Annotated in this window: 10 protein-coding genes; 3 read left to right on the top strand and 7 right to left on the bottom strand. The window is 57.4% G+C overall.

Features of this window, described 5'->3' with window-relative positions; translation table 11 throughout:
• Positions 1-61: 61 nt before the first annotated feature.
• Positions 62-961, bottom strand: coding sequence for a cellulose biosynthesis protein BcsN (gene bcsN / locus ACQZ5Y_RS08755; protein ID WP_019564667.1), 900 nt, complete (start codon positions 959-961; stop codon positions 62-64).
• A 433-nt stretch (positions 962-1394) separates the two neighbouring features.
• On the opposite strand from bcsN, the gene ACQZ5Y_RS08750 reads away from it, so the two are divergent.
• Positions 1395-2579, top strand: coding sequence for an AGE family epimerase/isomerase (locus ACQZ5Y_RS08750; protein WP_174050478.1), 1185 nt, complete (start codon positions 1395-1397; stop codon positions 2577-2579).
• A gap of 48 nt (positions 2580-2627) precedes the next feature.
• On the opposite strand, the gene ACQZ5Y_RS08745 is transcribed toward ACQZ5Y_RS08750, so the two are convergent.
• From ACQZ5Y_RS08745 to ACQZ5Y_RS08725, 5 genes are read right to left on the bottom strand one after another with little or no spacing between them, the layout of a single operon-like run.
• A complete protein-coding gene (locus ACQZ5Y_RS08745) occupies positions 2628-3593 on the bottom strand; it encodes a glycoside hydrolase family 26 protein (RefSeq protein WP_003510877.1) in 966 nt (321 codons plus the stop codon).
• Between the two features lie 12 nt (positions 3594-3605).
• On the bottom strand, positions 3606-4109 hold the full coding sequence (locus ACQZ5Y_RS08740; protein ID WP_003510879.1) for a DUF995 domain-containing protein: 504 nt from the start codon (positions 4107-4109) through the stop codon (positions 3606-3608).
• A gap of 15 nt (positions 4110-4124) precedes the next feature.
• A complete protein-coding gene (locus ACQZ5Y_RS08735; RefSeq protein WP_174050480.1) occupies positions 4125-6053 on the bottom strand; it encodes a glycosyltransferase family 2 protein in 1929 nt (642 codons plus the stop codon).
• Positions 6050-7033 (bottom strand): UDP-glucose 4-epimerase GalE, encoded by a 984-nt coding sequence (galE, locus tag ACQZ5Y_RS08730; protein WP_112524154.1) that lies wholly within the window; start codon positions 7031-7033, stop codon positions 6050-6052. The genes ACQZ5Y_RS08735 and galE overlap by 4 nt, the downstream gene beginning before the upstream one ends.
• Before the next feature lies 1 nt (position 7034).
• Complete coding sequence (locus ACQZ5Y_RS08725) at positions 7035-8057, bottom strand: UDP-glucuronic acid decarboxylase family protein (protein WP_019564672.1); 1023 nt, start codon at positions 8055-8057, stop codon at positions 7035-7037.
• 395 nt (positions 8058-8452) lie between these two features.
• Between ACQZ5Y_RS08725 and ACQZ5Y_RS08720 the strand changes: the two genes are divergently transcribed.
• The gene (locus ACQZ5Y_RS08720) at positions 8453-8803 is read left to right on the top strand and encodes a hypothetical protein (protein ID WP_013761572.1); all 351 of its coding nucleotides are present in this window, start codon (positions 8453-8455) and stop codon (positions 8801-8803) included.
• A 59-nt stretch (positions 8804-8862) separates the two neighbouring features.
• Here ACQZ5Y_RS08720 and ACQZ5Y_RS08715 read toward each other — a convergent pair whose 3' ends face one another.
• The gene (locus ACQZ5Y_RS08715; RefSeq protein WP_003510893.1) at positions 8863-9633 is read right to left on the bottom strand and encodes a helix-turn-helix domain-containing protein; all 771 of its coding nucleotides are present in this window, start codon (positions 9631-9633) and stop codon (positions 8863-8865) included.
• A gap of 908 nt (positions 9634-10541) precedes the next feature.
• Between ACQZ5Y_RS08715 and ACQZ5Y_RS08710 the strand changes: the two genes are divergently transcribed.
• Positions 10542-11522, top strand: a complete 981-nt coding sequence (locus tag ACQZ5Y_RS08710; RefSeq protein ID WP_112152962.1) for a fibrinogen-binding protein — start codon at positions 10542-10544, stop codon at positions 11520-11522.
• Positions 11523-11545: the final 23 nt, after the last annotated feature.

The raw sequence follows: 11545 nt of genomic DNA, 5'->3' as shown, positions 1-11545 counted from the left end.
CCCCGCCCGGAATTTTTACCGGGATCTTTTGCAATGCCCTCTTCTGCTGTTGCTCCAGCCATCACCTGCATCCCGGAGGCGCTGCCGAACCGGACAGACATGTGGGCGACGGAATAGCCACCTGCGGAACCTGCGTCGGCTGCTGGCTCTCCACCTGCACGCTGGCCGCGCGCCTGCCGACTACAGCAGGCCTTGCGGGCTGGGCGGGCGCGCCAACGGATGCGGGTGACGGAATACTGACTGCCGCCACCGGCGGTAGCGGCTGCGCCGTCGGCTGAACAGGCGTGACGGGTACGGCAGCACGGCGCACGGGTTGCAATGGTATGCTCGCAGTCACTTCACTGCCGGGCCGCATCGGCACCTCATTGGTCTTCATGGGATAGACCGGATGGCCCGGCCGCCCAAGGTTCTGATCCACCGCCTGCGGCGTGCCATAGGGGTTCCAGCTTTGCGAGGCATAGGTGCCGGTGATCGTGTAATTATACATGACCGTCAGAAGCTGCTCGACGCTTGCCCCCGACTGGCAGAGGCGCAGTCGCACCTTGATACGCCCCAGGTTGCGGAAATCCTGCCGCATGCTTTCGGGTGAGCGGATGTCCTGCCAGCCATAAAGGCAGGTATCGCTGCCCCGGCCCTTGCCGGCCGCATAAGAAAAGGCGCCGTAACCGTTCTGCAGATAATTCGCCGACATGACGATGTTCTCACCCGGAAACTCCGAGCGGATTTCCCGCGCGACGGAGGATGCCTTAAAGCCGGAGAAAGTCAAAGCATCGCGATCAGTGTCGCCGGCTTGCTGCGGACCGAAGAACTCGGCCTTGATGTAGTTCTGTCCGGGCGTAGCGGCTTCGGCGCGCAATACGACCTGCTGTGCCACGGCATTGGAGTAGGTGCGATTGACTACGGTGACGATTTCCGGACCGCCGGGCGGTGGGAAAACCAGTGCTTCGGACGCAGACAACATCTTTGCGCCCCCGAACGACCTGACGCCCGAGGGAGTATTGCAGCCCGAAAGAACTGCAATAGAGAATAGCAATGAAGTAAAGGCAGAAAATTTCACTGCCCCGTGCCCCTTTATTTCCCCAAGCCCTAACAGGTTAAAAGGAGACCGAATCACTAATGACCAGACCATTGTTACGAAATACTGGAGGCAGGCGAATAAGCAATATCAAATTTATATTGTAATTTCTGATGCTTTGTGGCCTCCGAATCGTTTCGGATCCCTTCTTTGCCGGACGAGACGACGGAACCAAATCGCGCTGGTGCGGGTTCGCTCGGCGTGAGGTCGATATTTTTACGGTTGCAGCGCAATATGTCCCATGGTCTACTTGCGTCTATAATGACGTATTTTTATTGATCACTTTTTTCATTCAACTGTAAAAACAGAGAGTTGACGCATGACTGTGCAATTTCCGAGTATCGTTCAGGCGCTGGCCGAAGAGATCGGAACCTTACGGAAATGGCTTGAAGAGGACGCACTGCCGCTGTGGTGGGAGGTTGGCTCCGCCCGTCCGGACGGCGGTTTTTACGAGCGCCTCGGCCAGGATGCGAAACCGGTTTTTTCTGATGACCGCCGCGCCCGCGTGCAGCCTCGTCAGGCCTATTGTTTCGCTGCCGCCGGCCAGAACGGCTGGCAGGGTCCGTGGAAGGATGCGTTGCTGCATGGGTTGAGCTGGTTCGAAAAGGTCTATCGCCTCGATAACGGCCTTTACGGCAACCTCGCCGACCAGACCGGCAAGCTGATCGATCCGTCCTTCGATCTCTACAATCAGGCTTTCGCGCTTTTCGCCGCAGCACAGACGGCCGCAGCCCTTCCCGACCGCAAGGACGAGATGCGTGCCCGGGCGCTCGATATCCTCGCCGTCCTCAATCGCAACTACAAACACCCCGTCGCCGGCTTTGAGGAAGCGAACCCGCCGCGCACGCCGCTCTGCTCCAATCCGCATATGCATCTTTTCGAGGCGATGCTTGCCTGGGAAGTGCAGGACCCCGAAGGTCCATGGACCGCGCTGGCCGACGAGATCGCCGGCCTTGCACTCACCCGCTTCATCGATGGCAGCAATGGCGGGCTACGCGAATTCTTCGGCCATGACTGGATGCCGTTTGAAGGCGAGAAGGGCCGCATCATGGAGCCCGGTCACCAGTTCGAATGGGCCTGGCTTCTGGTGCGCTGGGGCAGCCTGCGCAACAATGGCGAGGCAATCGCCAAGGCCAAGCGCATGTTCGAGATCGGCGAAGCGCATGGCATCTGCCCACGCCGCAAGGTCGCGATCATGAGCTTGTACGATGATTTTTCGGTACATGACGGGCTGGCACGGCTCTGGCCGCAGACGGAATGGCTGAAGGCAGCCTTGCGCCTTGCCAGCGTGACCATTGGTGAAGAAAGACAGCGTTATCTTGCCTCGGGCCTGAGGGCCATCGGCGCGCTGCAGCCTTTCCTCGATACACCGGTCAAAGGGCTTTGGTTCGACAAATGGCCGGCCGACAAGCCGATGCTGGACGAACCGGCACCGGCCAGCACTTTCTACCACATCGTCTGCGCCATCTATGAGGCCGAGGCCGTACTCGCCTCCAGCCATTAGAGTCCGGGCGGGCGAGCGGGCCGGGCGTCCGCTCTACCCGCTCCAGCCTCAGTTAAGCCGCGCCGGGCGCACAACGCGCCAGTCGGGCTTGCCGAGATTGTGCGGCCATGGGTGCACGTCCTTGTCGTTGAAATAGACGACCTCTTCCAGCTTGGGAAAATCCGCCTGTTTCAGCGTCACGTCGTTCATCCATGGACGGACGTAGGAATCGCCGCCTTCATAACCCAGTTCAGCAACCCAGACCGGTTTATTGAAGGTTTCGACAAGCCCATAGCCCTTGCGCAGTAGATCGGTGAACTTCTGCGGCCCGCCATATTCGATCTTGTCATAGTCCTCGAGACCGAAGACCGAGAGACCGACCAGGTCCGCGTAATTGTCACCAGGATAGTAAGCGCGCAGACCGTCGAGACCTTTCGGCGACCACATCACCTTGACGCCGGGGACCGCCTTGCGGGTCATGTCCACCATGCGTTTGTAGGCCGTGATATAGTCCTGCGGGTTCCAGCCCGACCACGAGAAGCGGCCGGATGTGTCTTCCATTTCCTGTCCCCAACGCAGGATCAGCGGGCTCTTCATTGCGGACATGCGTGCGGCGATCGCCTGCATGTTCTTGTCGTAGTCGCCTCCCATCACCTTGCGACGCAACTCGTCGGAGGTGAGCCGCCAGTTGACGTCCCATGACCAGGGTTCGACCGTGATCAACACATTACGCTTGCGCTCCAGAGCATAGGCATCTGCGAGCGCGAGGCTGTCGAGATCCACGTCCTCCCAGGGCAGGAACAGATGTTCCGTCGCCACCCCGGTCTGGCCGGTGAAATCGCCGTGCGGATCGTAGGCGCCGAAGCGTATACCATCCGCGTGCAATGTCGGACGTTTGTCGGCAAGCGTCTTCATGCCCGTGGAGCCCATGGGCGCGACCCCCTGGGCATCCAGTTTGAATATGGGGTACATGCTGGCTGAAGCAGCAACAGCAGCCCCGCTTGCAAAAAGCAGTCTTCTTCTTGTTATTTGCATGACACTTTCCTCCTACCTCGTCGCAGTCATCGCCTTGCCATAGGCGGCGATTTGCGGGGTGACGTCGTCCTTGCGGACAAGTTTCAGGAATTCATCTCCGGGCCGTGGCGGATTATGCCGGAAGACGTACCAGGGGCCGCCCTGCTTGCGCTGGTAAAGCACCTGACCGATGCGACCGTGGTCGAAACACGTGTCGGCCTTGCCGTTTCCGGCATCGGTTTTCCAGGTAGCGCGCATGCACAGCGTACCTTTGGCATCGACGGTCCAGCGGCCTTCACCGACGGCTTTCTTGCCTTTCTCTTCAGTCAGGGCGATGAACTTGCGGCCATCGGCGATGAAGCGTCCGCCACCAGTCTCCCATTTCCAGGTCTTGTCGTAATACATATCTACGACTTCGCTGGTCCGGAGCGGTTTCGGCGTCTTCGTGCCGCCCGCGGCGTGGACGGCACTTGGCGCGATCACCGCAAGGCAGAGTACGAAAGCGGAGAACCCGCATTTGCTTATTGTTGTTCTCATCACAGCCTCCTCCTTCTATTGTCCGACCCTATTGTCGGCCAGCATGATTTCTCCGGTTGTCATGACCGGTGGCGGCACCATGGGCTCCGCCTGCATGTTTCGAATTCCGGGCATTCCCGGCAGTACGATGCGCAGTTTCAGACGCACCGATCTCGCTCCCTCCACGCCAGCACCGGCCACGGTGAACCGCGTTTCGGTGAAGCTGACATAGGGTTGCCCGTGCGACAGGGCCTCCAGCCCACCAATCGCATGGGAACTGAGTTCCGCGGCACTACCTGCCACAAGCAGCAACGAACAGGAGGCAACCGTCGCCCCACCGCGCAATGCCGGCAGCCGTGGCAAGCCGTTTTCCATGGTGTGTCGGACGAGAAGAAAAACCGAAAGGCCCGCGTAGATCGCCACATTGATCGCGGCGAAGACGAAGAAACCTTCCGCAGCGTTTTCATGCGGCGCCAGCACCATTGCGAGAAGGCTTAGTGCCGCCAGAACCATGTAAGGCGCGATTACGCGCAGCGGCAGCGGCGGTTTCGCCTGCGTGCCCTTGGGTGTAATGCGAAAGTCGACGAAATCACCACGGATCGTATCGCGTATCGCCGCAAGCACACCCATCAACGACCAGGGCCAGCGCAGGAACAGAAACACGATGGCTTCCCACCCGAAGAGTTTCGCATCATGCGGGCGAAAGGCCCCCGTGGCCCGCCAGAAAAAGGCGAACACGATCATGATGAATGAAATCGGCAGGAAATGCGCCAGAAACACTGGATAGGAGGCATTGACGAGTACCTGGCCGCTCAACAGTGCAAAAGCGGGAAGCACGAACATCAGTGCCATGAAGCCGGAAAACAGGGGATACCAGAGCTGTGAAAACAGGAACTGGAATTTCAACCGCAAGGGAAGCTTCGGCACGTAATGCCGCGAATATTGCAAGAGGATGGTCATCAGACTGCGTGACCACTGGAATTCCTGCACCACGAGATCGGTAAAAGTCACCGGCCCGTCGCCATGCGCGATTGCGTTGACGGCATGGACGCCGCGCCAGCCGCCCGCATTCATCAAAAGCGTGGTGGAATGGTCCTCGGCAAGCTCGGGTCCCAGACCGCCCACCTCACGCAGGGCTTTGGTGCGCACGGCGTAATGCGAGCCGATACAAAGCGGCGCCCAGCTGTTGTTGTAACCCAGCTGCAGGGCGCCGTGCAGGCTTGCCTCGGCATAAAGCCTGCCACGCGCAGCCCAGCTCTCCTTTGCATTGGCATCGCAGATGCTTGGTGCGGAGACATATCCAACCGCCGGATCGGCGAAAGGACGGATGATTTCACTCAGATAGTCCGGTTCCGGAACGTGATCGGCGTCGAATTGCGCGACGAAATCATAACGCTCATACCCGTAATGATCGTAGAAATAAGCGAGATTGCCTTCCTTGCAACGGGTGCGGCGAGGCCATGTCTTGCGGTGATAATCGACGACACCCCTCCGGGTCGAAACGAAAACACCGTGCGCGCCGCACCATTTCAACGTTTGCGCATCCGGGTCCTCATCCGCAAGCCACACGTCAAATTCCAGGCCCTTCTGCTCCAGCATGGCCTGCAGCGTCTTTTGTACTACGGTAAATGGCTCCGACGGCGCCTTGGTTACAACCATCGCCACCCTGCCCTGCGGCAGAGGAGAGCGCCGGTCGACGACCCTGGCGTTCAGGAATATGAAGATGAAATAGGACGGCAGAAGCGTGATCCACGCGAGCGTTACCGTAACGACCGTAAAATACGGCCAGTCGATGACCCGATCCCGGTCCAGCCACCAGATCCAGAAATAGGCAAGCGTCACCAGCCAACCGCCAATGCCGAGACGATAGGCCATGCGGTTCCAGCCGGTGAAGACGGGCAGCATTGGCAATTGGCCCGCGACGGGACGCGATGATGGTACGGAAGGGGTAGAGCGAGCTTTCATGACAGCACCTCCAGCCCGAAGCCGGGACCAGCCGTGCGGATGATGGTGTCTATATCGGAGCGCTTCGGCGCAAAGCCGAGGGTCACCCTCGCTCTTTCTATATCAGCGAACAGGGCGGGCGGATCACCGGCGCGCCTTGCGCCGAAATGCACCGGCACTTCCTGTCCCGTGACGCGATGGATCGCGCGGATGATATCCCCGACCGATGTGCCGTGGCCGGAGCCAAGATTGACACGCAGGGTCTCGCCGCCATCGGCAAGATAGTTGACGGCGGCCACATGGGCATCAGCCAGATCGCTGACATGGATGTAGTCGCGGATACAGGTGCCGTCGCTGGTGTCGTAGTCCTGGCCGAAGACGTCAAGTTGCGGCAGCCGCGAGGCGGCGGCCATCAGTGCCCGGGGGATCAGATGGGTTTCCGGCTCGTGGCGTTCGTAAAGTTCGCCATCCGGGTCGGCACCCGCCGCATTGAAGTAGCGCAGAGCGACGAAACGCATGCCATAGGCGGCAGCGTAATCATCGAGCGCCATTTCGAAAATCAGCTTCGTACGACCGTACGGATTGACCGGCATCTGCGCCGTTTCCTCGCGGATCGGTAATTGCGGCGGCACGCCATAGGTGGCGCAGCTGGAGGAAAATACCAGCCCGCCGATATTCTGGTCGAGACAGGCATCCAGAAGCGCCAGACTGCCGCCGACATTGTTGCGGTAATATTTGCGCGGATCCTCGACGGATTCGCCAACATAGGCATTTGCGGCGCAATGGATGACGAAGGCTGGCGAGAACTCCTTGAGCGTGGCCTTCAAGAGACTACGATCCAGAATGTCACCTTCAATGAAGGGACCCCAGCGAACTGAATCCGCGTGACCCGTCGAGAGATTATCGTAAGCAATGGGCTTGAAGCCGGAATGCGCCAGCGCCTTGCAGATGTGGCTGCCTATGAATCCGGCCCCGCCCGTGACGAGGATTGTACGGGACATCTCATACGGCCTCCGCAACCTTCTTGCCGGCCAGCAGCGCATCGAAATAGACGATGGTTTTCTCCAGACCGGTTTCGAGCGGTACGCGCGGTTGCCATCTGAGCATTTCCTTGGCACGCGAAATATCGGGACGGCGCTGCTGCGGATCATCGATCGCGGCAGGCAGATGCACGATGCGCGAGCGGGAATTCGTCATGCGGATGACGATATCGGCCAGTTGCCGCACCGGAATTTCGCTCGGGTTGCCGAGATTGATCGGTCCGGTGCAATCCTTCGGCTTGGCTGAAAAACGCAGGAACCCGTCGATCAGATCATCGACGTAGCAGAAGGAGCGCGTCTGGCTGCCGTCGCCATAAATGGTGATGTCCGACCCCTTCAGCGCCTGGACGATGAAGTTGGAGACCACCCGCCCGTCATCGGGGCGCATGCGCGGCCCATAGGTGTTGAAGATGCGCCCAACCTTGATATCGACGCCATAAAAGCGGTGATAATCGAAAAAAAGCGTTTCGGCGCTGCGCTTGCCCTCATCGTAGCAGGCTCGCGGCCCGATTGTATTTACGTTGCCGAAATAGCTTTCCGGCTGCGGATTGACGAGCGGGTCGCCATAGACTTCCGATGTCGAGGATTGCACTACGGTTGCACCGCATCTGCGAGCGACTTCGAGAACGTTGACCGCGCCGAGCACATTGGTAAGCAGGGTGCCGACTGGATCACGCTGGTAGTCCGGCGGCGAGGCCGGCGACGCGAAGTTGAAGATCAGCGAGACGTCGATGTCATAGGGCTTGCGGACATCATGCTCGACCATCAAAAACCGCTTGTTGGCTTGCAAATGCTCAACATTCACGGTCCGTCCAGTCGAAAGATCGTCGAGACAGATCACCTCATGACCGCAAGCCAACAGACGTTCGCAAAGATGGGAGCCAAGGAAACCAGCCCCGCCGTTGACCAGAACGCGCTGGCCTGGCCGCCACTCGGAATAGATTGTAGCGCCGTTGTCATGGTCGTTGGGAACGAAATTACGCATTACACACTCCTCCCAATGAGGAACCAGCCCGGCTGATTCGACTTGAACTAGATCAAACTCCAGATTGCAGGATATTTCGAATGTCACCTCCGGTTTTTATTTCTTCTGGAGGTTTCAATATTTGGATTCGGTATATTTCAACTTTTATGATAGGCGCGTCATAAAACAGGTCAACTTTATTTTATCGAAATATTACAATTGATTACCCCGAATTACTCGTATTAATCACTCGATTTAATACTTTTTAACTACGCCTCCATTATGCCTTTCTTATTGAGCATTAGCGCAAGCTTCGCTCAACCAGTCGGGACTATTCTGGTTTTGTAAGGCTCGGTCCACCGGGGCAAAACACCCGGCGAGATGCGACAGCTAGTCGATTTCAGGGGACATACATCATGAATGAAATGCCTTATTCCCATAACAGCAAAGCGGCCCGCCGCTGTCGTTTTGCACTTGTTGCCGCCGCACTTGCGACGTTCACTTTCGCAACGGCCTCGTGCTCCGTCGTTGAAGATGCCGTTCTGATCAAGACCGCATCTGCTAATACGGCGACGATCAAGAGCCGGGTTGCTCCAGCCAAGGCGTCCTACGGCTATGACAAGACAGGCAACGCAGCCGTCACGCTTGTTGCCGATACTTACGACACACCGACGATATCGCCGCGGCATTCCTATTCCGGTTCTTCTCCCTATATCTGCTCACCGAGCGGATTTGGTCAGAAGTCCCGCTGTTTCCTGAGGCCCTGAGCCTCAGGCATAACCTCTGCTTGAAACTGGCGTCATCGCGGCATCAGGCCGCCAGATGTTCAGTTTCTCCAGCCGGAGATAGCCGCGTCGTCGTCCTTGTGAAAGAAGCGCGACGCTGCCTCCGTTCGGTTGCGCACATTCATCTTCTTGTAGATGTTGCGAACGTGCACCTTCACGGTATTCTCGGACAGGTGAAGCCGGTCGGCGATAATCTTGTTTTGCGTTCCCTTGCAAAGCAGGTCGAGGATCTGCACCTCGCGCGTCGTCAGCGCCGCCATTTCACTCTTGCTGACGGCAAGAGCATCGGCGCGGTTGGCGATCACGGCGTTGCTTTGAACGCTTTTGCCGTTCACGGCCTGGGAATAGGGGGTGAGCTTGCCGAGAAGGGCAGCGGGAAAATGCTCCCCGCCCTTCATGAGGAGATCAACCGCCGCCATGAAAACGTCGAGCCGCAGATTAAGCGGCAGCACGCCATCGATGATACGCATCCCCACCAGTTGCTTCAGCGGCTCCTCAAACTTGTCGATGGTTTCGACGACAAGTGCAATTGGGGCATCCGGATGCTTTTCGTGGACTGCCGAAAGAACGCTATGAAGCCGCTCGCCCGACATACGGTACGGCAGGACTAGCCGGACATCGGCGCCATAGTCATCGTCGATCGTTGCCGAGGACATAACGCTCATCACAGCGAATGTAGGGAACTTTTTGCCCAGCGCCTCCACGAGGCACTCGGAAAACAGGTCCGGATCCGCGATGATCAATAAAGTTCCATTTATAGGCGCAACGGCTCCACTTTGTTTTGCCGCATAATCTGAAGTTCCCATGAACATCGACGTCTCCCCTAAAGCGCTACGCATTACGTTCTTTTTGGTTGTGTGCTCTGTCATTCGCCGGGATACCCCTAGAAACAAATGGGGCAACTCCCGCTTCACGCCATGTCAACTATCATTAATTACCCGTTAATTAAGGAGGCTAATACGAAAAGCTGTGCAAAGAAATGGCCCAAATGGGTTATTTCTTGCAATTGACGTACAAAATTGGTTACGCCCGTAATGAATCGTTGAGCCCGGAACCAGTGTAAAAACAAACACATCGGAAAAGCTTTCGCTCCGGTTTTGCAATCCGGGAAAATATAACTTTTGGTTGATATCCCTTTACATACCTGCCCGGCAAACGAGCTTCCGGAATGTGCCATTTCGGGATAGGGACCCTTCTCACCGCCATTGACTATATTTTTAGAAAAAGCAGCTTTTCCCGGCCTGAGCGCAATTATTTGCGTCTGAACCGGCGGCAAATCTCCATGCGACCGCCTTCCGACATATATATTGGTGGTAAGGGTGCCGATATGTTTAGCCCGAATTGATAGCTAGGAAGCGCGATTTTTCTGCTGCACAGTCTGACCGTCGCTGCAAACAGTGACCGATGGAAAGACAACCCCGGCCTTTGACGTGTGTTTGGAAACGCCGGTTCCTTTTCAAGACATAACGAAAGCAAAAAGACGAAGCCACCGCGCTCCCAACGGAGCGAGGAACGGATTTGTGCGCCCTAATACCGAGTAGCGCACAAGGGCTGAACGAGAAGAGCCCGGTTACGGGCCGATGCCAAGCCGCAGATGAGACGTACCGAGTGCATCTGCAGAACATCAATCTTTGTGCAACGCGGAGCAAGCGCGAAAAAATCCCGTTTTAGATGAGAGGGATTTCGAAAGCTGCTCCGAGCTTTTTCGGAGGAAATCGAAATGGGTTACAATCCACAGCCTGCGGGCGACGACATCACCAAGATTGGCGCGCTTTCGGAGGGTTTCGCCAACACCTCGACCAATGACGCGACGGTGGACGACAGCAATGTCGGCACCGCAAACGGTGAAAACCGCAACAACGACAACAGCGATAACAGTGACAACAGTAACAACAGCACCAATGTGGATGTTGATGCCCAAATCGACGTCGCAGTGGGCAACGGCGACAATCGCGACAACGACTATGACTGGAGCTATGACAGCAAGTCCTACAGCGACAACGACACGACCACAAAGACAAGCACCGAAACCAACACCGAAATTAAGTCGGATTACGACTGGAGCTATGAAAGCAAGTCGTACAGCGACAACGACATCAACGTGAAGACGGTCACGGATACGGACACCAAGACCTTCTCATATTCCGACAACGACACATCGACAACAACAACGGCGACGTCCGGCAGCTTCAACTCTGCCGACAGTTTCTACAAGTCGGATGACGACTTCGGCAACATCGCCGGCGTCAAGGATGTCGGCAATCTCGGCATCGCTGGCGGAGACCTCACCTTTAACCTCGGTGACGACTTCTCCTTCACACTTGATGTCGACAATATCCTCAACAGCTCGCTCAACGGCGAAGGCAACGACACGGGCTTCAGCCTTGTGCAGGCCAACCACCTGGCGGATCAGGATCAGGCCTGGGATGTCAGGATGGACAATGGTGGTGCCCAGAACCACCTGAGCGCGAATGCCGGCGACGCCTTTGGCGCAGAAGGCATGGACGGCAAGGGATGGGACCTCAAGGCTGGCGACGACGCTGCGGGTACCAGCACTGCAGATGCATCGGCTATCCTTGCAAATTCCGGCTTCCATCTGGAACTGGTGCAGGGCGCCAACATGCTCTCCAATGCCGTTGATGTCTCGGTCACAGGCGGTAACTCGCATGTTTCTGATACCGGCGAGGACAGCGGCTCCTGACGAGTACCTCTCTAGGAAAAAAG

This window comes from Agrobacterium sp. A3-95 (genome assembly GCF_053521785.1).
This window is presented reverse-complemented; position numbering and strand designations above follow the sequence as displayed.

What these genes read in the sequence shown, in the direction of transcription:
- bcsN (WP_019564667.1), bottom strand. Translation starts at nt 961, where the DNA reads ATGTTGTCTGCGTCCGAAGCACTGGTTTTCCCACCGCCCGGCGGTCCG.
- ACQZ5Y_RS08750 (WP_174050478.1), top strand. Translation starts at nt 1,395, where the DNA reads ATGACTGTGCAATTTCCGAGTATCGTTCAGGCGCTGGCCGAAGAGATC.
- ACQZ5Y_RS08745 (WP_003510877.1), bottom strand. Translation starts at nt 3,593, where the DNA reads ATGCAAATAACAAGAAGAAGACTGCTTTTTGCAAGCGGGGCTGCTGTT.
- ACQZ5Y_RS08740 (WP_003510879.1), bottom strand. Translation starts at nt 4,109, where the DNA reads ATGAGAACAACAATAAGCAAATGCGGGTTCTCCGCTTTCGTACTCTGC.
- ACQZ5Y_RS08735 (WP_174050480.1), bottom strand. Translation starts at nt 6,053, where the DNA reads ATGAAAGCTCGCTCTACCCCTTCCGTACCATCATCGCGTCCCGTCGCG.
- galE (WP_112524154.1), bottom strand. Translation starts at nt 7,033, where the DNA reads ATGTCCCGTACAATCCTCGTCACGGGCGGGGCCGGATTCATAGGCAGC.
- ACQZ5Y_RS08725 (WP_019564672.1), bottom strand. Translation starts at nt 8,057, where the DNA reads ATGCGTAATTTCGTTCCCAACGACCATGACAACGGCGCTACAATCTAT.
- ACQZ5Y_RS08720 (WP_013761572.1), top strand. Translation starts at nt 8,453, where the DNA reads ATGAATGAAATGCCTTATTCCCATAACAGCAAAGCGGCCCGCCGCTGT.
- ACQZ5Y_RS08715 (WP_003510893.1), bottom strand. Translation starts at nt 9,633, where the DNA reads ATGTTCATGGGAACTTCAGATTATGCGGCAAAACAAAGTGGAGCCGTT.
- ACQZ5Y_RS08710 (WP_112152962.1), top strand. Translation starts at nt 10,542, where the DNA reads ATGGGTTACAATCCACAGCCTGCGGGCGACGACATCACCAAGATTGGC.